The sequence below is a fragment of the Vibrio marinisediminis genome (genome assembly GCF_014050145.1).
Taxonomy (GTDB): Bacteria; Pseudomonadota; Gammaproteobacteria; order Enterobacterales; family Vibrionaceae; genus Vibrio; species Vibrio marinisediminis.
The window spans coordinates 12,862-36,032 of the sequence record NZ_JACFYF010000003.1 but is presented as its reverse complement, the minus strand read 5'-3'; the positions used below and the strand labels follow the sequence as shown (position 1 = coordinate 36,032).

Annotated in this window: 27 protein-coding genes and 9 tRNA genes; 25 read left to right on the top strand and 11 right to left on the bottom strand. The window is 44.4% G+C overall.

Annotated features, from left to right (window positions below):
* Positions 1-12: 12 nt before the first annotated feature.
* The 7 genes from H2O73_RS07020 to hemW are packed head-to-tail and all read left to right on the top strand — an operon-like array spanning position 13 to position 4,729.
* Positions 13-723 carry a YggS family pyridoxal phosphate-dependent enzyme gene (locus tag H2O73_RS07020; RefSeq protein ID WP_182107971.1) on the top strand — a complete coding sequence of 237 codons (711 nt, stop codon included), beginning with the start codon at positions 13-15 and terminating at the stop codon, positions 721-723.
* A 25-nt stretch (positions 724-748) separates the two neighbouring features.
* Positions 749-1,567 carry a pyrroline-5-carboxylate reductase gene (gene proC, locus H2O73_RS07015; RefSeq protein ID WP_182107969.1) on the top strand — a complete coding sequence of 273 codons (819 nt, stop codon included), beginning with the start codon at positions 749-751 and terminating at the stop codon, positions 1,565-1,567.
* Between the two features lie 44 nt (positions 1,568-1,611).
* Positions 1,612-2,169, top strand: a complete 558-nt coding sequence (locus tag H2O73_RS07010) for a YggT family protein (RefSeq protein WP_182107967.1) — start codon at positions 1,612-1,614, stop codon at positions 2,167-2,169.
* Positions 2,169-2,459, top strand: a complete 291-nt coding sequence (gene yggU / locus H2O73_RS07005) for a DUF167 family protein YggU (protein ID WP_182107965.1) — start codon at positions 2,169-2,171, stop codon at positions 2,457-2,459. The genes H2O73_RS07010 and yggU overlap by 1 nt, the downstream gene beginning before the upstream one ends.
* Before the next feature lie 50 nt (positions 2,460-2,509).
* Entirely contained in the window at positions 2,510-2,941 is a 432-nt protein-coding gene (locus H2O73_RS07000; RefSeq protein ID WP_182107963.1) for a DUF4426 domain-containing protein, read from the top strand.
* A gap of 12 nt (positions 2,942-2,953) precedes the next feature.
* The gene (locus H2O73_RS06995; protein WP_182107961.1) at positions 2,954-3,550 is read left to right on the top strand and encodes an XTP/dITP diphosphatase; all 597 of its coding nucleotides are present in this window, start codon (positions 2,954-2,956) and stop codon (positions 3,548-3,550) included.
* Positions 3,551-3,553: 3 nt separating this feature from the next.
* Positions 3,554-4,729, top strand: coding sequence for a radical SAM family heme chaperone HemW (gene hemW / locus H2O73_RS06990; RefSeq protein ID WP_182107958.1), 1,176 nt, complete (start codon positions 3,554-3,556; stop codon positions 4,727-4,729).
* Positions 4,730-4,801: 72 nt separating this feature from the next.
* On the opposite strand, the gene glsB is transcribed toward hemW, so the two are convergent.
* Positions 4,802-5,722 (bottom strand): glutaminase B, encoded by a 921-nt coding sequence (gene glsB / locus H2O73_RS06985; protein ID WP_182107956.1) that lies wholly within the window; start codon positions 5,720-5,722, stop codon positions 4,802-4,804.
* Positions 5,723-6,012: 290 nt separating this feature from the next.
* Positions 6,013-6,732, bottom strand: coding sequence for a tRNA (guanosine(46)-N7)-methyltransferase TrmB (gene trmB / locus H2O73_RS06980; protein WP_182107954.1), 720 nt, complete (start codon positions 6,730-6,732; stop codon positions 6,013-6,015).
* A 173-nt stretch (positions 6,733-6,905) separates the two neighbouring features.
* Here trmB and mutY point away from each other — a divergent pair, with 173 nt between their 5' ends.
* From mutY to H2O73_RS06915, 13 genes are all read left to right on the top strand, one after another.
* Complete coding sequence (mutY, locus tag H2O73_RS06975; protein WP_182107952.1) at positions 6,906-7,958, top strand: A/G-specific adenine glycosylase; 1,053 nt, start codon at positions 6,906-6,908, stop codon at positions 7,956-7,958.
* Positions 7,959-7,974: 16 nt separating this feature from the next.
* Positions 7,975-8,247 carry an oxidative damage protection protein gene (locus H2O73_RS06970; RefSeq protein ID WP_182107950.1) on the top strand — a complete coding sequence of 91 codons (273 nt, stop codon included), beginning with the start codon at positions 7,975-7,977 and terminating at the stop codon, positions 8,245-8,247.
* Positions 8,248-8,318: 71 nt separating this feature from the next.
* A complete protein-coding gene (gene mltC, locus H2O73_RS06965) occupies positions 8,319-9,455 on the top strand; it encodes a membrane-bound lytic murein transglycosylase MltC (protein WP_182107948.1) in 1,137 nt (378 codons plus the stop codon).
* Between the two features lie 102 nt (positions 9,456-9,557).
* Positions 9,558-9,633 (top strand) — tRNA-Phe (locus H2O73_RS06960).
* Between the two features lie 54 nt (positions 9,634-9,687).
* Positions 9,688-9,763: transfer RNA gene (locus H2O73_RS06955), tRNA-Thr, on the top strand.
* Positions 9,764-9,770: 7 nt separating this feature from the next.
* A tRNA-Phe gene (locus H2O73_RS06950) sits at positions 9,771-9,846 on the top strand.
* 38 nt (positions 9,847-9,884) lie between these two features.
* Positions 9,885-9,960, top strand: a tRNA-Asn gene (locus H2O73_RS06945).
* A gap of 398 nt (positions 9,961-10,358) precedes the next feature.
* Positions 10,359-11,987 (top strand): methyl-accepting chemotaxis protein, encoded by a 1,629-nt coding sequence (locus H2O73_RS06940; protein WP_182107946.1) that lies wholly within the window; start codon positions 10,359-10,361, stop codon positions 11,985-11,987.
* A gap of 222 nt (positions 11,988-12,209) precedes the next feature.
* Positions 12,210-12,285, top strand: a tRNA-Phe gene (locus tag H2O73_RS06935).
* A gap of 54 nt (positions 12,286-12,339) precedes the next feature.
* Positions 12,340-12,415, top strand: a tRNA-Thr gene (locus tag H2O73_RS06930).
* Between the two features lie 16 nt (positions 12,416-12,431).
* Positions 12,432-12,507, top strand: a tRNA-Asn gene (locus H2O73_RS06925).
* A 36-nt stretch (positions 12,508-12,543) separates the two neighbouring features.
* Positions 12,544-12,619 (top strand) — tRNA-Thr (locus H2O73_RS06920).
* A 16-nt stretch (positions 12,620-12,635) separates the two neighbouring features.
* A tRNA-Asn gene (locus H2O73_RS06915) sits at positions 12,636-12,711 on the top strand.
* 65 nt (positions 12,712-12,776) lie between these two features.
* Here H2O73_RS06915 and H2O73_RS06910 read toward each other — a convergent pair.
* The 9 genes from H2O73_RS06910 to mlaF all read right to left on the bottom strand — a co-directional run bounded on the left by H2O73_RS06910 (position 12,777) and on the right by mlaF (position 19,389).
* Positions 12,777-13,826 carry a serine hydrolase domain-containing protein gene (locus tag H2O73_RS06910; RefSeq protein ID WP_182107944.1) on the bottom strand — a complete coding sequence of 350 codons (1,050 nt, stop codon included), beginning with the start codon at positions 13,824-13,826 and terminating at the stop codon, positions 12,777-12,779.
* A gap of 133 nt (positions 13,827-13,959) precedes the next feature.
* Positions 13,960-14,703 carry a 1-acylglycerol-3-phosphate O-acyltransferase gene (locus tag H2O73_RS06905; RefSeq protein ID WP_182107942.1) on the bottom strand — a complete coding sequence of 248 codons (744 nt, stop codon included), beginning with the start codon at positions 14,701-14,703 and terminating at the stop codon, positions 13,960-13,962.
* Between the two features lie 121 nt (positions 14,704-14,824).
* Positions 14,825-16,090 (bottom strand): UDP-N-acetylglucosamine 1-carboxyvinyltransferase, encoded by a 1,266-nt coding sequence (gene murA / locus H2O73_RS06900; protein ID WP_182107940.1) that lies wholly within the window; start codon positions 16,088-16,090, stop codon positions 14,825-14,827.
* A 9-nt stretch (positions 16,091-16,099) separates the two neighbouring features.
* Positions 16,100-16,354: a BolA family iron metabolism protein IbaG gene (ibaG, locus tag H2O73_RS06895; RefSeq protein WP_182107938.1), complete on the bottom strand. Its 255-nt coding sequence runs from the start codon at positions 16,352-16,354 to the stop codon at positions 16,100-16,102.
* A 9-nt stretch (positions 16,355-16,363) separates the two neighbouring features.
* Complete coding sequence (locus tag H2O73_RS06890) at positions 16,364-16,678, bottom strand: STAS domain-containing protein (RefSeq protein ID WP_182107936.1); 315 nt, start codon at positions 16,676-16,678, stop codon at positions 16,364-16,366.
* Positions 16,675-17,313, bottom strand: a complete 639-nt coding sequence (mlaC, locus tag H2O73_RS06885) for a phospholipid-binding protein MlaC (protein WP_182107934.1) — start codon at positions 17,311-17,313, stop codon at positions 16,675-16,677. Before mlaC ends, H2O73_RS06890 begins: the two co-directional genes overlap by 4 nt.
* Before the next feature lie 2 nt (positions 17,314-17,315).
* The gene (gene mlaD, locus H2O73_RS06880) at positions 17,316-17,801 is read right to left on the bottom strand and encodes an outer membrane lipid asymmetry maintenance protein MlaD (RefSeq protein ID WP_182107932.1); all 486 of its coding nucleotides are present in this window, start codon (positions 17,799-17,801) and stop codon (positions 17,316-17,318) included.
* A 2-nt stretch (positions 17,802-17,803) separates the two neighbouring features.
* Positions 17,804-18,595: a lipid asymmetry maintenance ABC transporter permease subunit MlaE gene (gene mlaE, locus H2O73_RS06875; RefSeq protein WP_182107930.1), complete on the bottom strand. Its 792-nt coding sequence runs from the start codon at positions 18,593-18,595 to the stop codon at positions 17,804-17,806.
* Positions 18,592-19,389, bottom strand: coding sequence for a phospholipid ABC transporter ATP-binding protein MlaF (gene mlaF / locus H2O73_RS06870; protein ID WP_182107928.1), 798 nt, complete (start codon positions 19,387-19,389; stop codon positions 18,592-18,594). The genes mlaE and mlaF overlap by 4 nt, the downstream gene beginning before the upstream one ends.
* Positions 19,390-19,623: 234 nt before the next feature.
* On the opposite strand from mlaF, the gene H2O73_RS06865 reads away from it, so the two are divergent.
* Genes H2O73_RS06865 through lptA form a run of 5 tightly spaced genes read left to right on the top strand, consistent with a single transcriptional unit; the run spans position 19,624 to position 23,169 of the window.
* The gene (locus H2O73_RS06865) at positions 19,624-20,589 is read left to right on the top strand and encodes a calcium/sodium antiporter (protein ID WP_182107926.1); all 966 of its coding nucleotides are present in this window, start codon (positions 19,624-19,626) and stop codon (positions 20,587-20,589) included.
* Positions 20,590-20,608: 19 nt separating this feature from the next.
* Positions 20,609-21,574, top strand: a complete 966-nt coding sequence (locus H2O73_RS06860; protein WP_182107924.1) for a KpsF/GutQ family sugar-phosphate isomerase — start codon at positions 20,609-20,611, stop codon at positions 21,572-21,574.
* A complete protein-coding gene (gene kdsC, locus H2O73_RS06855) occupies positions 21,574-22,131 on the top strand; it encodes a 3-deoxy-manno-octulosonate-8-phosphatase KdsC (protein ID WP_182107923.1) in 558 nt (185 codons plus the stop codon). Before H2O73_RS06860 ends, kdsC begins: the two co-directional genes overlap by 1 nt.
* Positions 22,128-22,691, top strand: a complete 564-nt coding sequence (gene lptC, locus H2O73_RS06850) for an LPS export ABC transporter periplasmic protein LptC (protein ID WP_182107922.1) — start codon at positions 22,128-22,130, stop codon at positions 22,689-22,691. The genes kdsC and lptC overlap by 4 nt, the downstream gene beginning before the upstream one ends.
* Positions 22,672-23,169, top strand: coding sequence for a lipopolysaccharide transport periplasmic protein LptA (lptA, locus tag H2O73_RS06845; RefSeq protein ID WP_182107921.1), 498 nt, complete (start codon positions 22,672-22,674; stop codon positions 23,167-23,169). Before lptC ends, lptA begins: the two co-directional genes overlap by 20 nt.
* Positions 23,170-23,171: the final 2 nt, after the last annotated feature.

Below are 23,171 nucleotides of genomic sequence, written 5' to 3'. Positions count from 1 at the left end.
GTAAAGTTAGCTATGAACAGTATTCAACAAAACATTGAACAGATCACCTCACAGATCTTAAGTGCACAGCAAAAATGTGGGCGCGCTCAAGAGTCCGTGCAACTTCTCGCCGTCAGCAAGACCAAGCCAAACCAAGCCGTTCTAGAGGCGGCTCAAGCAGGTCACACTGCTTTTGGTGAAAACTATGTGCAAGAAGGCGTAGACAAAATAGCATATTTTTCAGAGCATCATCCTGAACTGCCTCTTGTATGGCACTTTATTGGTCCAATTCAGTCCAATAAAACTCGCCCAGTGGCAGAAAGCTTCGATTGGGTCCACACCATTGACCGCTCTAAGATTGCTCAACGTTTGAGTGATCAACGCCCAGCAGAAATGCCACCATTACAAGTGTTGATCCAAGTTAACACTAGCGGTGAAAGCAGCAAATCTGGCATTGAAGAAGAACAGGTTTTTGAACTTGCAGAGTTGATTTCATCACTGCCAAACCTCACCTTAAGAGGGTTGATGTCAATTCCAGCTAATGTTCCAGATCATGCGTCTCAACTGTATGCATTCAATCAATTGGCTGACTTAAAACAGAGCCTAAGCGAACGCTTCCCACAGCTCAACTTAGATACCCTATCTATGGGGATGAGTGGCGATATGGAAGCGGCTATCGAAGCAGGTAGCACAATGGTTCGCATTGGTACCGCTATTTTTGGTGCTCGAGACTACAGCAAATAATAATGTAAATAACTAGGAAGCCATCATGGAACACAAGAAAATCACCTTTATCGGCGCAGGGAATATGGCGCGTTCAATCATTGCTGGTTTATTGGCAAGTGGTTACCCAGCGAGCTTTATTACCGCTACAGGACCAAATCAAGACAAACGTGATTTTCTCGCTAACCAATATGGTATAAACACCACTGGTGACAATGCTGAAGCGGCGCGTAATGCTGACGTTATTGTTCTGTCGGTAAAGCCACAGATGATGGCATTAGTCGCCGAGGGAATGCGCGATATAGCCTACCAAGATAAACTGGTGATCTCGATTGCGGCTGGTATCAGTGCAAACCGTCTCAATGAAATGTTTGCCGCGGCATTAAACCTAGTACGTGTGATGCCAAATACACCTTCGCTCGTAGGCAAAGGCATGAGCGGACTATACGCACCTGACAATGTTAGTGAGCAAGATAAACAGTTCGCAGCAGACTTAATGCGTGCTGTTGGCAAAGTTTGCTGGGTAGAACAAGAGTCTGGTATCAATAACGTCATTGCCGCAGCCGGTAGCGCACCCGCTTACTTCTTTTTGTTTATGGAAGCAATGCAAGCGGAAGCCATCAACCAAGGTTTTGATGCAGAGACAGCACGACTACTGGTGCAACAGTCGGCTTTAGGTGCAGCAGAAATGGTGGTTGCAAACCCTGAGATAGAGCTGTCGACGTTGCGCGAACAAGTGACCTCAAAAGGTGGTACGACTGCTGAAGCAATTCGTACTTTCAATGAACATCAATTATCCGATATCATCGCTAAAGCAATGCAAGCGGCGGTGCAGCGCGCACAAGAAATGGAAAAACTATTTTAATAGTCAGAACCGTTTGTGGACTGTTTTAAATACAAGGTTAATCTATGAATTCAATGAGTTTTCTAATATCCACCCTGTTTGATTTGTACATCATGGTGGTTTTGCTACGCATTTGGCTACAAGCTTCGCGTGCAGATTTCTACAATCCGTTCTCACAATTTATTGTTAAAGCAACTCAACCAGTAATTGCTCCACTGCGTAGAGTGATTCCTTCAATCGGCAAGATTGATATGGCAACACTGCTGTTTGCCTACGTCTTATGTGTATTGAAGTTCGTTAGCTTAATGCTGATTGCTTCTGGCGGCTCTGTTGTCTTCAGTGCTGACTTCCTACTGCTTGGTCTATTAACGCTAGTTAAAGCAGCTGGTGGTTTGTTGTTCTGGGTACTATTGATCCGCGCTATCCTAAGCTGGGTTAGCCAAGGTCGCAGCCCAATCGAATACGTATTTCATCAACTAACCGAGCCAATGCTCACGCCAATTCGCCGTATTATTCCTGCGATGGGCGGCTTTGACTTAAGCGTGCTGGTACTGTTTATCGGGCTTCAATTCGCCAACTTCTTAATTGGTGATTTAATCGGTCCAATCTGGTTCCAGCTATAATGTCAGTAGCGGTATGGCGTGAAGGCGACGATATTATTCTGCGCCTTTACATCCAACCGAAAGCAAGCCGCGACAAAATCGTCGGCTTGCATGGTGAAGAGATCAAAATAGCGATTACTGCACCACCTGTTGATGGCAAAGCCAATGCTCATTTGAGTAAATATTTGGCGAAGCAATTTAAAGTAGCGAAAGGATTGGTCAATATTGAGAAAGGCGAACTCGGGCGGCATAAGCAAGTTCGTATTATCTCTCCTAACCAAGTTCCTACTGAAATCGAAGCCATCCTATGATGGCTTTTAATTTATCTCATGGATGTAAAAATTAGAGTAAGGACATTATTATGAACAAATGGCTTATCGCACTGGCTATCAGTTGTTTGGCATTACCAAGTTTTGCCGGGCAATTCAAAACCATCAAGGATGTCGAAGTGCACTATTCGGCATTTAACTCCACCTTCCTCACCCCACAAGTTGCAAGTAGCTACCAATTAAAGCGCAGTGGCTACTCAGCAATCATCAACATTAGTTTGCTAGACCGCTCTCAAGCAGGTAAGCCTGCTCTATCGGGTAAAGTCACTGGCTTGGCTAAAAACTTAATTGGGCAATCTAGAGAGCTGGCTTTTAGAGAGGTTAAAGAAGGGGATGCCATTTACTACTTGGCTGAATTTAAAATCAGTGACGAAGAGAATATTAACTTCAATATCGATATCGATGCTGGCAATAAAGGCAAAGGCGCTTTAAAGTTCACCCAAAAATTTTATGTTGAAGAATAAACAGGACTGATGATGAGCAAGATTGTATTAGCGACTGGCAACCAAGGCAAAGTTCGCGAAATGTCTGACCTATTGGCTGACTTTGGTTTTGAAGTACTGGCACAGAGTGAATTTAACGTTGTTGATGCTGATGAAACTGGCACTACCTTTATCGAAAACGCCATCATCAAAGCCCGTCATGCCGCCAAAGAAACTGGTTTAGCCGCTATTGCTGATGATTCAGGTCTTGAAGTTGATTACCTTAAAGGTGCACCTGGTATTTACTCTGCACGTTTTGCTGGACAAGGAGCAAGTGATGAGGACAACCTCAACAAACTGCTCAAAGCGATGGAAGGTGTACCTGACGAACAGCGCAGCGCTCGTTTTCACTGCGTATTAGTACTAATGCGCCATGCTGATGATCCAACACCTATCGTATGCCACGGTAAATGGGAAGGTCGAATCCTGACCAAAGCACAAGGTGAAAATGGCTTTGGTTATGATCCTATCTTTTACGTTCCTGAAGATAACTGCTCATCAGCACAACTTGAGCCTGCGCGTAAGAAGCAGCTCTCACATCGCGGTAAGGCATTAAAAACACTATTTGCAACCTTAGCGGAGCAACGTTAAGCAATGCCTCTTCGACCACCAGCATTGAGCCTCTACGTACACATCCCATGGTGTGTACAAAAGTGCCCCTATTGCGATTTTAATTCTCATGCGCTTAAAGCAGAGATCCCTGAAGATCATTACATTGACGCACTTTTAGAAGATTTAGATCGTGACATCGAGAAATATCAGCTCAATCAGGCACCACGTCCGCTACACTCAATTTTTATTGGTGGCGGAACCCCAAGCCTAATCTCAGCCGAAGGCATTAAACGGTTACTCAATGGCATTGAGCAACGCATTCCTTTTAAGACTGAGATAGAAATTACCATGGAAGCCAACCCTGGTACGGTAGAAGCCGAACGATTTATCGGCTACCAAGCCGCTGGTGTCACCCGTATTTCAATTGGTGTACAAAGCTTTGCTGAAGATAAACTTGTTAGCCTTGGACGTATTCATGGCAAGCAAGAAGCGATCAATACCGCCAAGCTTGCACATACTATTGGTTTAAAAAGCTTTAACCTCGATCTTATGCATGGCTTACCGGATCAAAGCATCGATCAAGCGCTTGCCGATCTTGAGCAAGCGATAGAGCTTAACCCACCGCACCTCTCTTGGTATCAGCTCACTATAGAGCCCAATACCATGTTCTACTACAAACCACCGACGCTGCCTGACGACGATGATTTGTGGGACATTTTCGAACGTGGTCATCAAAAATTAACCCAAGCGGGTTACGTACAGTATGAGATCTCTGGTTACAGCAAACCGGGATACCAATGCCAGCACAACCTCAACTACTGGCGTTTTGGTGACTACTTAGGCATTGGCTGTGGTTCACACGGTAAGCTTAGTTTTAACGATGGACGCATTATTCGCACTACCAAAACAAAGCACCCGAAAGGCTATCTGGCAGCTTATCAGAACATGGTGAAGCCATACCTAAGTGATGAGTTTGAAGTCGCGGCGCAAGATCGCCCATTTGAGTTCTTTATGAATCGCTTTCGCTTAATCGAAGCTTGCCCTAAGCAGGATTTCATCGACACAACAGGGCTACCGCTAAGTGCTATCCAAACCACTATCGATTGGGCGCTAGAGCAGCAGTACCTGTCACAAACAGAGACCCACTGGCAAATTACTGAGAAAGGAAAACTCTTTTTAAACGATTTGCTTGAAGCGTTTATGGCAGAAGAAGAATAGTGAAATTCAGTTAGCTAAAAAGTAAAAAGGCTTGGATAACCAAGCCTTTTTACTATCGATAATTTAGACGATTTAGAAAATCGAACGACCAATACGCTCTGAAAGCAATTCTAACGCCTGTGTACCCGCCAAAGAGTTGCCTGAGGCATCTAGTTCAGGCGACCATACCGCAATACTCATCTCGCCCGGTACAATGGCAATAATGCCACCACCGACACCCGATTTACCCGGCATACCAACACGATAAGCAAACTCACCCGCACCGTCATACAAGCCGCAAGTTGCTAGCAACGCATTTAACTGCTTAGTTTGCATTGGGGTAATCACTTGCTTACCGGTTTGAACCGATACACCTTTATTGGCTAAATAGCTGAACGTTTTGGCTAAATCAACGCAGTTCATTTTCAATGCACAAGCATGGAAATAATTATTCAAGACTGGCAGCACTTCGTTTTCAAAGTTACCAAATGAACGCATTAAATAAGCAATCGCTGCGTTGCGATCACTGTGCATCATTTCTGAAGCTGCGACGACTTTGTCATAAACAACACGATCTTCACCCGAGAGCTGGCGAACAAACTCCAACAAGCGCTGACGAGGTGCAGAAAGACGGCTATGCAGCAAATCAGCCACCACAATAGCACCAGCGTTAATAAACGGATTACGAGGGATGCCCTGCTCCATTTCCAGCTGAATCATAGAGTTAAATGCTTGCCCTGATGGCTCTTTACCTACACGCGCCCAAATTTCTTCAGGTTTATACAAAGACATAGCAAGTGTCAGGCTAAGAGCTTTGGAAATTGATTGAATCGAAAATCCTTCATCAGCATCGCCCGCTTTTATCACTTCACCTTGGTTGGTAAATACCGCTATTCCGAGCTTGCTGTTTGGTACTTTTGCCAATGCTGGAATGTAATCTGCGACTTTCCCTTGTCCTATTAAAGGACGAACTTCTTCCAAGATGTCCGCTAGAATTTCGCGTGTCGGTTTCATCTATGACCTGCTTTTGGTTGTCGTTGAAACTCGCCAAAACGAGTTTATCTACCTAAATAATTTAGGTACTTATCTATATCTCCAAACAACTTGGCATGACAGAGGAGTGCCCGTAAACAAAGCCTCCGAGCATAGACTAACTATGTAATGAGGTTTGTGAACACCAATCAGCAACGCTGTGACTTCAAGTTGGGTGGGGATAGAGTCAAAAAAGCCAACATCAGGATGCTGGCTTTATGTTCTATATTTTATACCAAACGGGATTAGGTATAGTAAAGAAAATACAAAAACTACGCGGTGCGTTTGTATTTAATATCCCAAACTCCGTGACCAAGACGGTGACCACGAGCTTCAAATTTAGTCAGAGGGCGCTCCTCTGGACGCGGGATGTAATCACCATCCGTCGCAATATTGGCAAAACCAGGCGCTTGGTTCATAACTTCAACCATATGCTCTGCGTAGTTTTCCCAGTCAGTTGCCATGTGGAAAATACCGCTATCCATTTGAAGTTTTTGGCGAACCATTTCTGCAAATTCAAGCTGTACGATGCGACGCTTATGGTGACGCTTTTTGTGCCATGGGTCAGGGAAGAACAATTGCAGTGTGCTCAAGCTACCATTTGGGATCATGTGTTCAAACACTTCAACCGCGTCATGACACATAACACGTAGGTTAGTAATACCTGCTTCACGAGCATCAGCAAGACATGCGCCTACGCCAGGACTATGAACTTCAATACCAATGAAGTTTTTCTCTGGCGCATTCTTTGCCATTTCAACCAGCGATGCACCCATGCCGAAACCAATTTCAAGTACAACTGGGTTGTCGTTGCCAAACACTTCTTTCCAATCAAGAAGCTCCGCTTGGTAGTCGATACCCATCGTCGGCCAGCACTCTTTCATCGCGCTTTCTTGACCTTTGGTAAGACGGCCTTCACGACGTACAAAACTACGTATTCTACGGATCAGCTTGCCGTCTTCATTGTATTCGTTAGTGGTCACTTCACTCATGATTTCGCCTGTTTAAAATTTGGTCTCGACTTAAAGGGATTGTGATTATCCAAAGAATTGTCACTGGTGCAAGTCTTTCTGGATAAAACCCTACACTTTATTGGTTGTACTTACCCCTCGATCTGTGATGCAATTTTAAACCAATTAACTTACAAATAATAATCGAGCACGTCGTGACGCCTTTTGCCAATGCCATTGTTACTTGGTACGACGCCTATGGAAGAAAAGAACTTCCATGGCAACAAAATAAAACCGCTTACAGTGTCTGGTTATCTGAAATTATGTTGCAACAAACCCAAGTTGCAACCGTAATTCCATATTATCAGCGATTTTTAGCGCGTTTTCCGACCGTCATTGATCTGGCAAATGCCGAACAAGATGAAGTTTTGCATTTATGGACAGGGCTGGGTTATTACGCACGGGCACGTAATCTACACAAAGCTGCGAAGATCGTTGCCAACGACTACCATGGTGAGTTTCCAGTTGAGATTGAACTGCTTAATGCTTTACCAGGGATTGGGCGTTCAACTGCGGCAGCAATACTTTCTTCGGTTTATAAACAGCCTCACGCCATCTTAGATGGCAATGTAAAGCGCACATTAGCGCGTTGTTTTGCCGTGGAAGGATGGCCAGGGCAAAAGAAAGTAGAGAACCAACTTTGGTCCTATGCTGAACAACACACTCCGACTCAAGATACTGATAAATACAATCAAGCGATGATGGACATGGGAGCAATGGTTTGTACTCGCAGTAAGCCAAAATGTAGCTTGTGCCCGGTTGAATCACTGTGTGTAGCAAAAGATCTCGGTAACCCACTAGATTACCCAGGTAAAAAACCGAAAAAAGAGAAACCAGTAAAAGAAACCTGGTTTGTCATACTGCACCACAATGGCAAAGTTTGGCTGGAACAACGTCCACCCACCGGGATCTGGGGCGGTTTATTCTGCTTCCCTGAAAGCAATAATTCAGACATTCAAACCCAATTAGAACAGCGCCATGTTCAAGCGCAAAGTGTTCAACTGCAACAACAACTGATCGCATTTCGCCATACCTTTAGTCACTATCATCTAGATATTACGCCGATTTTGCTGGATCTATCAAAACAGCCTGACGTGATAATGGAAGCGGGCAAAGGTCTTTGGTATAACTTATCTCAACCAGAAGAAGTTGGATTAGCAGCGCCAGTAAAACAATTACTCGAAAGCTTGCCATTTGAACTTCGTTAGTTAAAAGGAATCTGTTATGAGCCGCACTGTATTTTGTGCTCGACTAAAACAAGACGCCGAAGGTCTTGATTTTCAACTTTACCCAGGTGAACTAGGTAAAAGAATTTTCGACAACATCTCAAAACAAGCATGGGCAGAGTGGCAACACAAACAAACCATGTTAATCAATGAGAAGAAACTGAATATGATGGATCCGGAGCACCGTAAGCTACTGGAAACTGAGATGGTTAACTTCTTATTTGAAGGTAAAGATGTTCACATTGAAGGCTATACACCGCCAAGTGAATAACTAACATCAAGAGAAATTAGAGATGACATCGCAGTTAACTGTGATGTCATTTTTTTGTGTTTAGGATTGTGATGAAAAAACTTGCGTACTTCTTAACTGCCATGATGCTGGTCGGCTGCAGCCGTGAATTCGTTGAAAGCATTTATGACATTAACTATGAACCGACCAACCGATTTGCCAAGAACTTAGCGCAGCTTCCGGGGCAGTTCGAAAAAGACACCATGGCACTTGATGCTTTAATTAATAGCTTTTCTGGCAATATCGAAAAGCGTTGGGGTAGCCGTGAAATCAAAGTCGCAGGTAAGAGTAACTACGTTAAATACATTGATAATTACCTTAGTCGTTCTGAAGTAGACTTTCAGAAAGGCACGATTATTGTAGAGACCGTCTCTCCAACCGATCCTAAACTGCACCTAAAAAATGCCATTATCACCACCCTACTGACTCCAGATGATCCAGCGCATGTCGATCTTTTTTCATCGAAAAGCATCAAGCTAGAGGGACGTCCTTTCTTATACCAACAGGTTGTCGATCAAGACAACAAACCGATTCAATGGTCTTGGCGCGCCAATCAGTTTGCCGACTACCTGATCGCCAACAAGCTAAAAGTCAAAGACGTCGATTTTAAGAAAGCCTATTACGTAGAAATCCCTTTGGTTGAAAATCAGGTTGAGATCCGTGGCTATAAGTACGCTGATATTGTTCGCCGAGCATCGCGCAAGTACGACATCCCTGAAGACTTAATCTACGCCATCATCAAAACCGAAAGTAGCTTCAACCCTTATGCCGTTAGTTGGGCCAATGCGTATGGATTAATGCAAGTGGTACCCAAGACCGCAGGTAGAGACGTATTCAAACTGGTAAAAAAACGTTCTGGAGAACCGAGCCCTGAGTATTTGTTTAATCCTGAAAACAACATTGATGCCGGAACGGCTTACTTTTACATCTTAAAAAATCGCTATCTGAAAGATGTAGAACATCCATTGACGCTGGAATACACCATGATCTCCGCATACAACGGCGGAACGGGTGGTGTTTTAAACACTTTTAACCGCTATGATCGAAAACGAGCAATGCGAGACATTAACTCTTTGCAGCCAAACCAAGTTTTTTGGGCGCTTACTAATAAACACCCCAAAGCAGAAGCGCGTCGTTACCTAGAAAAAGTTACAAATTACAAAAAGGATTTTAACTCTGGTAAAACCTAACGGTAATTTTCGAACAAAAACCAAGCAAACAACCGTTATTTTAAAAAAAAACTAAAAATAACGTTGACGTAGGAGCCGAAAATACGTTTAATACGCTCCGTTGCCCGGATAGCTCAGTCGGTAGAGCAGAGGATTGAAAATCCTCGTGTCGGTGGTTCGATTCCGCCTCCGGGCACCATAATTTAATTATTGGTGTCTTAGACATCAGTAAGTTAGCAAAGAATATTAGTGTGCCGACTTAGCTCAGTAGGTAGAGCAACTGACTTGTAATCAGTAGGTCACCAGTTCGACTCCGGTAGTCGGCACCATTCTTTTGCCTCGATAGCTCAGTCGGTAGAGCAGAGGATTGAAAATCCTCGTGTCGGTGGTTCGATTCCGCCTCGAGGCACCATTATTTGGTGCATTGTTTACACGATACACATGAATAATTCCTCCTTAGCTCAGTTGGTAGAGCGACGGACTGTTAATCCGCAGGTCGCTGGTTCGAGCCCAGCAGGAGGAGCCACATTTGAAGCCAAGTCGAAAGACTTGGCTTTTTTTGTATCTGTAATACCTCTATTATCGCCCTCATTGCTACCTAATAACACTTACCTCTCCGGCTTTTCCTATTTTCTAATTGATTTCCCTCCCCTATAGCTGCCAAAATGCGCGCCCATTTTATTGGCTCAAAGCAAGCAAATTAAATATCAATCAGTAACCAACCGAGTGATATCAAGCTTTACTGTGTTCTGAATACTTATTTTCCGACGAGAATTTAATCGGCATCATAATTCTATTCAAAGCACAGATAACTCACTTGAGCCTAATGTAGTATTTTCTCGCAGCAATCTGCGAAGCGTAACTTTGTTCAAAATAGAGTAGATACCAAGGTTCGTATCTACAAGCCTTAGCCAGTGGGGAAACATGAAACTCAAAACACAAGCTTATATTCTGTCAGCTATTATTTTAACGGCTCTTTTAGCGTTGACAGTCACAGGTCTTTGGACGCTGCGCGTAGCGAGTACTCTCGACAATAAAGCGCGTGTAACCGAATTATTTAGAAGCGCCTATAGTGTTCTGACAGAAGTTGAAAAAATGGCAATCGAAGGCAAACTGGGAGAAAGAGAAGCCAAACAACTAGCAACTCGCCTACTTCGTAATAACATCTACAAAGATAATGAATACGTTTATGTCGCCGATGACAATATGATGTTTGTCGCCGCCCCACTCGACCCACAACTGCACGGCACCAGCTTTCATGATTTTAAAGATGGCAATGGCGACAGTGTCGGACAATTGCTCCTTGATGAACTAAGCCGTTCATCTCCAGGTCAAATGGTTGAATACACTTGGACACAAAAACAGCCTGACGGCACCATTGAAGAAAAGTTGTCTATTGCAGAGAAAACGCCACATTGGGGTTGGGTTGTAGGTACAGGTATCGGCTTCAACGAGGTAAATGCGCGTTTCTGGTCTACCGCTCAATGGCAACTCTTGCTTTGCCTTACTATTGCGGCGGGTATTTTTAGTGTCCTCATCGTCTCTATCCGCAAAATGCTCGCCCTGCTTGGTGGAGAACCCCAAGCCGTGCGTAATGCCGTTCAAGCGGTTGCTAGAGGGGATATTCAAACATCGTTCAAGGTACCGGCTGTAAAAGGAAGTATCTATGAGGCAGTACAAGACATGAGCCTATCTCTGGCTCAACTGGTTAAAAACTTAGATTCCTCGATGGTAGCATTGCGTCATGAACTAGCTAATGTGGAAGACCGAGCAGGTGCAATTTCAGAATTGACCGATTCTCAACAACAATCTACCGCGATGATCGCAACAGCAATGACTGAAATGGCTTCTTCCGCAACTCAAGTAGCCGATTCGGCTAGTGATACTGCGCGCAACACTGATGAAGCTGACAAACAAAGCCAACATACTCAGCAGTTAATTCATAATACCGTAGACAACATACAAGGACTTGCTTCTCAGCTAAGCACTGCCAGCCAAGCGGTCGCCGATCTTGATAACGATGTTAACAATATTGTGAAAGTACTCGATGTGATTGGTGATATTGCCGAACAGACCAACCTACTTGCTCTAAATGCCGCGATTGAAGCAGCCCGAGCTGGTGAACAAGGGCGTGGCTTTGCTGTCGTAGCCGATGAAGTTCGTAATCTAGCAGGACGAACCCAATCAAGTACCAAGGAGATCCAACAGATGATTTCAAACCTACAAGAAGGATCTCGAAACGCCATTCAGACGATGGACGTGTGTGCTGCAACCAGTCAAAGCACGGTGGAAGAGTCTCAAACTGCGTCACAAGCACTGCAACAGATAGTCAACGCACTCGAATCCATTTCTCAAATGAGCCATCAAATCGCAACCGCTGCAGCTGAGCAAACTGAGGTAAGTGACGATATTTCGATGCGAATTAACATGATTGAAGAGAGCGGAAGCCAGCTAAGCCATGTGGTAACAGAAAGTCAAAGTAGCACTCAAAGCCTCACTCAACTGGCAAATGAGCTCGAAAATTGGATGAGCAAGTTTACTGTTAAGCAATAATGAATAGCTAAACCGACAAAAGCACGCGTATTTGCGTGCTTTTTTTATGCTCCAACCGCTACTAATACTGTGCTTTTAACACTATAACTTGTCTTAATTCATAGCGGCACAGGGTGTAAATGAGCAAAAACAGCCCATTAAGTACAGAAAAGCAACAAACGATATTTTTTTTGCAATTTAATGTTGACCTGAAAAGCGAAAAGCCGTTTAATACACCTCGTTGCCCGGATAGCTCAGTCGGTAGAGCAGAGGATTGAAAATCCTCGTGTCGGTGGTTCGATTCCGCCTCCGGGCACCATAATTTAATTATTGGTGTCTTAGACATCAGTAAGTTAGCAAAGAATATTAGTGTGCCGACTTAGCTCAGTAGGTAGAGCAACTGACTTGTAATCAGTAGGTCACCAGTTCGACTCCGGTAGTCGGCACCATTTATTCAAATATAGTTCCTCCTTAGCTCAGTTGGTAGAGCGACGGACTGTTAATCCGCAGGTCGCTGGTTCGAGCCCAGCAGGAGGAGCCACTTTCAATTGATAAGACTTTGTCTTGTTGATTATGTGCCGACTTAGCTCAGTAGGTAGAGCAACTGACTTGTAATCAGTAGGTCACCAGTTCGACTCCGGTAGTCGGCACCATTTATTCAAATATAGTTCCTCCTTAGCTCAGTTGGTAGAGCGACGGACTGTTAATCCGCAGGTCGCTGGTTCGAGCCCAGCAGGAGGAGCCAATTTCAAAAGCCAAGTCTCACGACTTGGCTTTTTTTATTTCTGCGAACCTTATCCTCAAAACCAATCACAACAAGCTTGCTAATAACCTTACCGTCTCAAGTGAAGGCGCACTCGGCATGTCATAATTACCTCCAGTTGCAACAATCACGGCTTGCTCATTGGGCAGCATCACTATGTACTGCTCACCAATGCCAACAGCGGCAACCGCACCGCCAATTTGTGAAATCTGCCAAAAATGCAAATGATAGCCCATGCTGTAGCTAAAAAAACGACTCAACTTCAATTCATCAAACCAATGAGGTGCCACAATCTGTTGTTGGTTAACCTGCCCTCTATTGAGCCACATCAGACCAAACTTGCCCATGTCCATTGGTGACAGCATTAATCCCCAATCAGCCCCTGGCTCATTGCTACCATGCTGGGTTAACCAACGATAGTTTTCAATCCCCAACGGTTCAAACAGTTTCTTGCGCATCACTTTGGCAAAAGGCTGGTCGTACAACCGCTCGATAATTTTTGACAAACCTACGGTTGATAAACCGCTATACGCGAAACGACTACCGGGCTCAAACGCAAGATCACTACTCAAAAACATCGTCTGCAGATCGTTTGCCATATAGTGCCGATAAAATGCATTTCCCGAACCTCGTCTCACAGAAGTGGCGAGTTCATCTAGCGCATATCCAGTCGACATATTCATGACATCTCGAACCGTAATTGCCATCTTATCAACTCGGTCATGCTGTTTATATTCAGGAAATAAGCTAAATACGGGGACATCGAGGTTCGCTAACTTACCTTCATCAATCGCAATAAAGATCAGCGTCGCCACAAATGATTTGGTGACAGAATGGAGATTATGCAGTTTATTGGCGCCTACAGGCACGTTAGACGTCTTTTGGTCACCAACAGAGCCTCCGCCTTGCCGGTGCAGTTCAAACACCTTCTTGTCACTCTGCCAAGCGATTAGCGAATGTATATTGTTGGCTTTACCACTTTCTACTCGTTGCTCGACAGGCGCAAACTTCGCCTGACTTTGCACGATCTCAATATCTGGCTGGTCACATCCTGTTATCAACAACAGTACTATCGCTCCAGCTTTGCATAATTTCATTTCAATGCCCTTTTGTTCAATCACAGTGGTAATAGAACAAAAAGCGCTGAGCATTACAGCGTGCTGCTACAGGTATAAAAAAAGCGTGCGACCAAGCGCACGCTTTTTCTCTAATTCAGAATTCTAGGCATTCTTAGTTTGTCACTTTCCTGCCAGCTTGATTCAATTGCTTTACTTCCTCATCAAGCTCTACCAATTTACTTGCCATTTGTTCACGGCAGATATTGGCTAACTCTCGAACTTGCTCTTTTCTATAACCTTCAGTGCTAACCGGTGGCAGCATTTCAACAATCACATGACCGTTGTTCCAACGGTTAAACTTAATATCACTGGTTGAACTACATACAATCGGAATAACACCGACTTGAGCACCGATCGCTGCGTGGAACGCGCCGGTTTTAAAAGGCAACAAACCGCGACCACGAGAACGCGTTCCTTCAGGGAACATCCAAACCGATACATCGCTGCTCTTCATGCTATCCACAACTTGGTCAATCGTACCTACTGCTTTACTGCGATTAGCGCGATCAATCAGGATATTTCCCGTTAACCAATAAAGCTGACCAAACAGTGGTAACCAAGCTAGGCTCTTTTTACCCACAGTCACAACTTTAGGTGTTACCGCAGAAGAGACAGTAAACAGATCCCAGTTATTCTGGTGGTTCGCCACATAAACATGCTGACCTCGGGTGTAAGCATCCTCAGGGATTCGCAGTTCTAGTTTGATACCAAATACGCGAGACATCTTGCCGAACAAACGACCAAAGGTGAATACGTGTTTTGGATTACGAGGGCTTAGTAAGCAGTAACCACAACCAAATACAAACATGATTATCGCAAAAATAGCGACAGCAAAAACACGTAACAGTGCAATCATTAATGCTCTCCAAAAACGAATGGGAAAGGATAGTGGCCCTAATTTAACGGATCTTGAGACCATAAAAAAGCCGAAACCTAAGTTTCGGCTTACATTTGTTCGCTAAACTCTATTTAGCCAATCAATTTGCGTCACGAAAACGCTCAATATTGGCACCAAGAGCTGACAGCTTATCTTCGATCTTATCGTAGCCACGATCGATGTGATAAATACGATCAACAATCGTCTCACCTTGCGCAATGCAGCCTGCAATAACTAAGCTTGCTGATGCGCGCAGATCCGTAGCCATCACTTGCGCTGCACTTAAAGACTCTACGTCACCACAGATCACTGTGTTACCTTCAATCTCTGCTTTAGCACCCATACGCATTAACTCTGGTACATGCATAAAGCGATTTTCGAAGATAGTTTCCGTGATCACACCACCACCTTTCGCCATCATATTTAGCAAGGTAAATTGCGCTTGCATATCTGTAGGGAAACCTGGGTGTGGTGCCGTTCGAACGGTCACAGCCTTAAGCTCGCGATCTGTCATATCGACTGAAATCCAGTCGTCACCAGTCTCAACTTTTGCGCCCGCTTCTTCTAGCTTCGCTAGTACCGCTTCAAGTAGGTGTGCATGGGTATTACGACAAACCACTTTACCGCCAGATACCGCAGCGGCAACTAAGAATGTACCTGTTTCAATACGGTCAGCAACAACAGCGTGTTTACCACCGCCTAAACGCTCAACACCTTCAATCGTGATTGTATCAGTACCAGCACCTGTCACTTTTGCGCCTAGCGCATTTAGGAAGTCTGCGGTATCCACAATTTCTGGTTCACGTGCTGCGTTATCCAACACGGTTTTGCCTTCAGCAAGTGTTGCGGCACACATAATGGTGATGGTTGCGCCGACGCTGACTTTATCCATCACGATGTGAGCACCTTTGAGGCGACCATCTACCGATGCTTTTACATAACCGTCTTCAAGCGTGATGGTGGCACCAAGTTGCTCTAAACCATGGATATGCAAATCGACAGGGCGCGCACCGATGGCACAGCCACCAGGCAACGACACTTGACCTTGACCAAAACGAGCGACAAGTGGACCCAGCGCCCAAATTGATGCACGCATCGTTTTTACTAAGTCGTAAGGTGCGCAGTACTCATTGATACTACTTGGGTCAACATGAACTGAACCATTGCGTTCTACTTTAGCGCCAAGGCGCTTTAATAGTTCCATCGTGGTGTCGATATCACGCAGATGAGGGACGTTTGTTACCTCAACAGGCTCTTCCGCCAAAATAGATGCAAAAAGGATTGGAAGGGCGGCGTTCTTAGCACCAGAGATAGTGACTTCGCCCACTAATGGCTGCTTAGAACCAGTTACTCGAAATTTTTCCATTACTAAACCTTACAGCGACATCAACTTCTTATCACGAGCCCATTCTTCAGGCGTGTATGCCTTGATAGAAAGAGCGTGGATGTCATTTCTTTGGATATACTCCATGAGTGGCGCATAAATAGTTTGTTGTTTCTTAACGCGATTCATTCCATCGAAACAAGCATCAACAGCGATCACTTCGTAATGGCTACCCTCGCCCTTTACATGTAGTTCTTCTAGATTTAGTGCTTCGTTTAATATCTGTTGTACTTTTGCGCTATCCACAAGTTACCTCTAATTAGTCTTGATGTGCTCAGCAATGTATTTTTCCACATTGCTCAATGTCAGCAAAGTGCTGAGTTGCGTTGGCACGAAGCTGAGCATTATATGACAGTTTCGCTTTTTTGCATGCTCTAAAAGATGAATCAACATCACCATACCAGCAGAGTCAACTCGCTCAACATTTGCCAAGCTAACTTCTAAAGAAGTTTGTTGTGGCTGCCAGGCTTTAAGTTGTGCCCATAACTCAGGTACAGAGTCACGATTAAGCACACCGCTTAGTTCACTGCGGCTTTCATCAACCCATTGCCACTGATGGTGAGCTATCATTGCTTAGCCTCAAAGCGAATTGGCTGTGCTGCCAAAGCTTCCAGATCGCTGGCAACCGAAAGGATGCCCTCTTGGCGCAACTTACCACTCCATTCTGATTGCTTGCTTGAAAGTAGACTAATACCTTCTGCAATCATGTCAAACACCTGCCACTCGCCCGTTTTCTTGTTTTGGCGTAACTTAAACTCAAGTTTAATATTTGGTCGTGGGGTATCAACAATGTCCACTTTAACACTAGTGATTGTTTTACTTGAATCGAGTTTTTTCTCTGGCTCAAATTCAAGTTCTTGATCTGTGTACTGAGTCAAAACCTGAGCATATGAAGCGATTAAATAGCTACGAAAAGCCTTAATAAACTCATTCACATCGGCACGTTTTGCCCCTTTTAAATTGGGACCAAGAAGTTTCAACGCTGCGTATTTGTGATTCACATACGGCATCAATTCCTGATCAACAATCTCTTTAAGATGGTTAGGGTCTTGCTTGATGGTGCTCTGTTCTGCTTTTAGACGAGCAAATGCCGTTTCAGATACTTGCTTCATCATTGTATATGGTTGTGTCTTATCGACTTCTGCTGCAGTTACCGATAGTGGCAACAGCAACACACAAACCATCGTCATAAATTTTTTCAACATCTTTACTCTCCAGACTCTGAGCCACCGCCAACGCTATAAAGAACTTGTCCAATCAAATCCTCTAACACTAACGCAGACTTGGTATCTTCAATATAGTCGCCATCCACCAGCATTTGCTCATCATCAAAAATGAAACCCGGTGTTAAACCGATGTACTGCTCACCAATCAATCCCGAAGTGAGTATTTGCACACTTGATGTTTCAGGGAATTGATTAAACTGGCTGTTCACTGCCATTTTCACCACTGGCAGTAGTGACTCTTGGTTTAGGCTAATCGATGTAACTCGGCCGACAACAACCCCACCCACTTTGACGGGTGAACGTACTTTTAAGGTACCGATATTGTCGAACTCAGCACTTAGAGTATAAGTATCACTTGAGCCAAGCCCTTTTACGTCAGCGACTTGAAAAATCATAATCAAGACCGCGCAAATTCCCGCTAAAACGAAGCTACCAACCCATAATTCTGTTTTACGTGTCTGTTGCATTTTTAATTCCCGAACATCAATGCGGTCAGTACGAAGTCTAGTCCAAGTACTGCCAAAGAAGAGTGTACTACTGTGCGAGTGGTCGCACGGCTGATGCCTTCCGAAGTTGGAATCGCATCATATCCATTAAAGAGCGCAATCCAAGTCACGGTAATGGCAAACACTAAGCTTTTGATAAAGCTATTACCAATATCCTGACCAAGATCGACAGAAGCCTGCATCGTTGACCAGAAACTACCATGGTCAATCCCTTTCCAGTCAACCCCAACCAGTTGTCCGCCCCAAATACCAACGGCCATAAAAATCATCGTTAGCAAAGGCATTGAAATCACACCCGCCCAAAAACGAGGTGCAATGACGCGCTTAAGTGGGTCTACCGCCATCATTTCCAACGAAGAAAGCTGTTCTGTTGCTTTCATCAATCCGATTTCAGCGGTAAGAGCGGAACCAGCCCGCCCAGCAAATAATAGGGCGGTAACAACCGGTCCCAACTCACGAAGTAACGACAGAGCAACCATTTGCCCAAGCGCACCCTCAGCACCGAAATCCACCAAGATAACGTAACCTTGGAGGCTCAATACCATGCCAATAAATAAGCCCGATAAGAAAATGATCAGCATGGATTGCACACCCACACTGTAAAGTTGTTTGATTAGTAACGGGGCATTTTTGATAGGTTGTGGTCGACTTGCCAGAGCACTAAACAGCATCAGACTGGCACGACCAAATACTTCAACGATCGCCATTGAGCGGCGACCAGTTGCAGCCACAAATTCAATTAGGTTGGATTTCATTTAAACAGGTCCTCTGCAATTGATTTTGCTGGGTAGCTAAATGGCACAGGACCATCCGCATAACCTAACAAAAATTGCTGAACTTGCGGGTCAGGGTTTGCATGCAGTTCATCAGGTGTACCACTGGCAATTACTTTACCATTGGCAAGAATGTATACCCAATCGGCGATACTCATCACTTCTGGTACATCATGTGAGACCACAATCGACGTTACACCTAACGCTTGATTCAAATTACGAATCAATTCCACCAGCACACCCATGGTTATAGGGTCTTGCCCAACGAACGGCTCATCAAACATGATCAGTTCAGGGTCAAGGGCAATTGAGCGTGCTAATGCCGCTCTGCGTGCCATACCACCCGACAATTCACTCGGCATTAACTGTGCTGCGCCGCGTAAACCAACCGCTTCTAGTTTAAGCAATACCAAAGTACGAATAAGCTCTTCATCTAGCTCGGTATGTTCACGCAATGGAAAGGCAACATTATCAAAAACGGTAAGATCGGTGAAAAGTGCGCCAGATTGAAACAGCATGCTCATTTTTTTTCTAACTTGATAGAGCTTGCGGCGGCTTAATGTAGGAATGTTATGGTCATCAAACCACACCTCGCCACTGCTAGGAGCCAATTGCCCGCCAATCAGTCGCAATAGTGTTGTTTTACCAATCCCTGATGGTCCCATTATTGCGGTAACTTTACCCTTGGGAACATGGAGGTTTACGTTATCAAAAATCGTCCTATCTCCACGAGAGAAAGTAAGATTATTGACAGTAACCAAATCACTTGATGACATTAGGTACTCGTCGTCAGAATCCTTGTTTAATAGGCAATAATAAGCAGAATACCCTCGAATTAAAAGCACTGTTCGATTAATTGTGAACTACTTAGATCCAGCTCCTCACTGTAAAGCATCGTTAGAATTACATAATGTGCAACAAATATTTCAATGTTCAGCTTCCCTTTTATACCTCAACGCGTCAAAATTGGCGGTTAAATTGTTCAGATTATAGATAAGTTGGGAAATATCATGTTCGAAGCAGTAGCGCTCCTCATCGTCGGTCTTATTTTCTTGGTATGGAGTGCCGACCGATTAGTATTTGGTTCTGCCGCACTTGCTCGAAACTTCGGTATATCTCCACTTGTTATTGGTATGACTATCCTCGCGATGGGATCTTCTGCCCCAGAAATGATGGTTTCTGCCACTGCGGCACTTGATGGTAAGACCGACACTGCGGTAGGTAACGTCATCGGTTCAAACATTGCCAATATTGCATTAATTTTAGGTATTACAGCCTTAATAAAGCCACTTTCTATTAGCTCTGCGGTATTACGCCGTGAACTCCCGCTGATGATCGCAGTGACTGTTATCGCTGGCGCTATTTTATGGGACAACCACCTTGGCTTTATGGAAGGTGTACTGCTTCTAGTGCTATTCGCGTTTTTTATTCTCGCCATGCTACGCATTAGTCGCAAAGAAAAGCACAATGGTGACATTCTGTTAGATGAGCAAGAAGCGGAAGTGCCAGAAGGTGTCAATAACCTGAAAGCAGGGATGTGGGTGGTGATTGGTTTAATCATTCTTCCCATCTCAGCAAGCACACTGGTTGATAGCTCAGTCGTCATTGCTAAGTATTTCGGCATGAGCGATTTGGTTATTGGACTGACTATCATCGCCGTCGGTACTAGCCTACCCGAACTCGCCGCTTCTGTTGCTGGCGTAATGAAAGGTGAAGATGATATGGCCGTGGGTAATATCATTGGTTCAAACGTTTTCAACATCCTTGCTGTAATGGGCATCCCTGGCATCCTTAACCCATCAATGTTAAGTGAACTCGCGATGGGTCGCGATTTTTGGGTAATGCTTGGCGTCTCGTTACTGCTTGTTGCGATGGCTCTGGGCAAGTCTCGCAGTATCAATCGTCTTGAAGGGGCTTTTCTCTTCGTTGTCTTCATCGCTTATCAAAGCTATTTGATCATCAATATGACCGCTTAATTGAATCCAGGAATTCCATATGTTTGACTACCGCTCAGCTGCGTTAGATGTGCTGAATACTGAAGTAGAAGCTATAAAACAACTCGACCAATATTTTGACGAGAACTTTGTCCAAGCGTGCGAAACCATTTTGAACAATAAGAGTGGCAAAGTGGTGGTCATGGGCATGGGTAAATCGGGTCATATTGGCAACAAAATTGCTGCCTCATTTGCCAGTACTGGCACCTCTGCGTTCTTTGTTCACCCAGGTGAAGCCGCTCATGGTGACTTAGGTATGGTTAAACCGGGTGATATCGTATTAGCCATATCCAATTCGGGCGAAGCAAATGAGATTTTGGCGCTTTTCCCCGTATTAAAACGACTCAAGATCACCATCATTAGTATGACAGGTAAACCGGCGTCAACGATGGCGAAGCTGGCTGATATCCATCTACAGATTTCGGTTCCTAAAGAAGCATGCCCATTGGGCTTAGCACCAACATCGAGTACGACTGCCACTCTAGTGATGGGAGATGCGCTCGCTGTATCACTGCTGCAAGCGCGCGGCTTTACCGCTGAAGACTTTGCATTGTCACACCCAGGTGGGGCATTAGGTCGTAAATTGCTACTCAAGCTTTCCGATATCATGCATACCGGTAATGCGCTTCCGTTAGTATCAGCTAACACACTGATCCGTGATGCTCTGCTTGAAATAAGCGAGAAAGGTTTAGGCATGACCGCTGTTGTCGATACAGAGCACCAACTGCAAGGTATTTTCACTGATGGCGACTTACGTCGTATTTTAGATAAGCGTGTAGACATTCATACTACCGTTATCGGTGAAGTAATGACAAAGAACCCAACCGTTGCGTGTCCAAACATGTTGGCGGCTGAAGGTGTAAACTTAATGCAAGAAAAAAGCATTAATGGACTACTGCTTTGCCAAGATAACCAAGTAGTCGGCGCATTGAATATGCATGACTTACTTAAAGCTGGAGTAATGTAATGACGGCAAAAGTTGCCACTCTTTACGGTCAGGTAGACTCAGAGATCATTGAGATCGCCAAACAGATCAAGTTATTGATCTGTGATGTCGATGGCGTGTTCTCCGATGGTCTAATCTATATGGGCAACAATGGCGAAGAACTCAAAACCTTCCACACTCGTGATGGATATGGCGTAAAGTCACTCATGAATGCAGGAATAGAGATCGCTATTATCACTGGTCGTCGTTCGCAAATAGTTGAAAACCGCATGACAGCACTGGGCATCTCGCTGATTTATCAAGGTCAAGATGACAAGGTAAAAGCGTATCAAGATATTTGCCTAAAACTTGGCATTGCCCCAGAGCAAACCGGTTATATCGGTGATGATTTAATTGATTGGCCTGTCATGGAGAAAGTGGCACTGAAAGTCTGTGTAGCGGATGGACACCCACTACTGGCACAGCGAGTAAACTATGTCACAACCATTCGTGGTGGGCATGGTGCTGTACGTGAAGTTTGTGATTTAATTTTACAAGCTCGAAACGAACTAGATGTGCACAAAGGTTTAAGTATATGAGTCTTGCTCGTATCGGATATTTGGTATTGGTTGCCATCATCGCCACCTCTGGCTACTACTTGATGCGCGAACAAGCCACATACGATATACAAGTCGAACCAAACGTAGAGCTGCCTATTTTTACTGGTAATGGTCTAACCAATACTTCGTACAATGAGCAGGGTCTTCGTAGTTATGTGATTACATCAGAACGTTTGAACAACTACGCCAGTAACGGTGAAACTGTTTTTGATAAACCTGTTCTAAAAGTTTACCAACAGGGTGACATACAAGAATGGGAAATCACCGCGGAGCGCGGCGTATTAACTAAAGACCATATTTTGGTACTAGAAAGTAACGTACTGGGTAAAAATTTATTACCTGACTCCGGATTTGACACTCTATCAACTGACACCTTGAGTATTCAGTTAGATAATCGCGATTTTTGGGCTGAAAACCAAGTGACTCTGGTTGGCCCTAAGTTTGAAACAGTCGGTCAAGCGATGAAAGGAAATCTCGCTGAGAATACCGCGACACTATACAAACATGTACAAGGCAGATATGAAACTCTCACACCTTAGTTTAATTGCCTGTTTGTTTGCTTCAACACAAGCGTTGGCTTTGTCTACGGACCGCGACCAACCTGTGTATATTGATTCAGACAGTCAGCAGCTTGATATGCAAAGCAACAAAGTCACCTTTTTGGGTGATGTGAAGCTAAAGCAAGGCAGCATTAATATCAATGCAGACAAAATAGTGGTTACTCGTGACAAAGATGACGGTTCGATTAAGAAAATTGAAGGCTTCGGTGAGCTTGCCAAATTTTCTCAATTAACAGATGACGGTAAGACTTTGCACGGTGAAGCAAAAGAACTTTACTACAATGTCAGCGAAGACCAACTGACGATGATTGACCAAGCAATGCTGGCACAAGATGATAGCGAAATTCGTGGTAACCATATTCGCTATCAAATTTCATCGCAGAAACTGATTGCTGACGGTAAACAAAAAGGCGACCGTGTCTCTACCGTGCTTCAGCCACAAGCAGTACAAGAATAATT

Bases quoted from the DNA above. Each gene is read 5' to 3' on its own strand.
- mltC (WP_182107948.1), top strand. From the start codon at position 8,319: ATGAAAAAACTTGCGTACTTCTTAACTGCCATGATGCTGGTCGGCTGC.
- H2O73_RS06860 (WP_182107924.1), top strand. From the start codon at position 20,609: ATGTTTGACTACCGCTCAGCTGCGTTAGATGTGCTGAATACTGAAGTA.
- H2O73_RS07020 (WP_182107971.1), top strand. From the start codon at position 13: ATGAACAGTATTCAACAAAACATTGAACAGATCACCTCACAGATCTTA.
- H2O73_RS06970 (WP_182107950.1), top strand. From the start codon at position 7,975: ATGAGCCGCACTGTATTTTGTGCTCGACTAAAACAAGACGCCGAAGGT.
- glsB (WP_182107956.1), bottom strand. From the start codon at position 5,722: ATGAAACCGACACGCGAAATTCTAGCGGACATCTTGGAAGAAGTTCGT.
- H2O73_RS06995 (WP_182107961.1), top strand. From the start codon at position 2,954: ATGAGCAAGATTGTATTAGCGACTGGCAACCAAGGCAAAGTTCGCGAA.
- murA (WP_182107940.1), bottom strand. From the start codon at position 16,090: ATGGAAAAATTTCGAGTAACTGGTTCTAAGCAGCCATTAGTGGGCGAA.
- proC (WP_182107969.1), top strand. From the start codon at position 749: ATGGAACACAAGAAAATCACCTTTATCGGCGCAGGGAATATGGCGCGT.
- hemW (WP_182107958.1), top strand. From the start codon at position 3,554: ATGCCTCTTCGACCACCAGCATTGAGCCTCTACGTACACATCCCATGG.
- trmB (WP_182107954.1), bottom strand. From the start codon at position 6,732: ATGAGTGAAGTGACCACTAACGAATACAATGAAGACGGCAAGCTGATC.
- kdsC (WP_182107923.1), top strand. From the start codon at position 21,574: ATGACGGCAAAAGTTGCCACTCTTTACGGTCAGGTAGACTCAGAGATC.
- H2O73_RS06890 (WP_182107936.1), bottom strand. From the start codon at position 16,678: ATGATAGCTCACCATCAGTGGCAATGGGTTGATGAAAGCCGCAGTGAA.
- lptA (WP_182107921.1), top strand. From the start codon at position 22,672: ATGAAACTCTCACACCTTAGTTTAATTGCCTGTTTGTTTGCTTCAACA.
- H2O73_RS06905 (WP_182107942.1), bottom strand. From the start codon at position 14,703: ATGATTGCACTGTTACGTGTTTTTGCTGTCGCTATTTTTGCGATAATC.
- H2O73_RS07010 (WP_182107967.1), top strand. From the start codon at position 1,612: ATGAATTCAATGAGTTTTCTAATATCCACCCTGTTTGATTTGTACATC.
- H2O73_RS07000 (WP_182107963.1), top strand. From the start codon at position 2,510: ATGAACAAATGGCTTATCGCACTGGCTATCAGTTGTTTGGCATTACCA.
- H2O73_RS06865 (WP_182107926.1), top strand. From the start codon at position 19,624: ATGTTCGAAGCAGTAGCGCTCCTCATCGTCGGTCTTATTTTCTTGGTA.
- H2O73_RS06940 (WP_182107946.1), top strand. From the start codon at position 10,359: ATGAAACTCAAAACACAAGCTTATATTCTGTCAGCTATTATTTTAACG.
- mlaC (WP_182107934.1), bottom strand. From the start codon at position 17,313: ATGTTGAAAAAATTTATGACGATGGTTTGTGTGTTGCTGTTGCCACTA.
- yggU (WP_182107965.1), top strand. From the start codon at position 2,169: ATGTCAGTAGCGGTATGGCGTGAAGGCGACGATATTATTCTGCGCCTT.
- mlaF (WP_182107928.1), bottom strand. From the start codon at position 19,389: ATGTCATCAAGTGATTTGGTTACTGTCAATAATCTTACTTTCTCTCGT.
- mlaE (WP_182107930.1), bottom strand. From the start codon at position 18,595: ATGAAATCCAACCTAATTGAATTTGTGGCTGCAACTGGTCGCCGCTCA.
- lptC (WP_182107922.1), top strand. From the start codon at position 22,128: ATGAGTCTTGCTCGTATCGGATATTTGGTATTGGTTGCCATCATCGCC.
- mlaD (WP_182107932.1), bottom strand. From the start codon at position 17,801: ATGCAACAGACACGTAAAACAGAATTATGGGTTGGTAGCTTCGTTTTA.
- H2O73_RS06910 (WP_182107944.1), bottom strand. From the start codon at position 13,826: ATGAAATTATGCAAAGCTGGAGCGATAGTACTGTTGTTGATAACAGGA.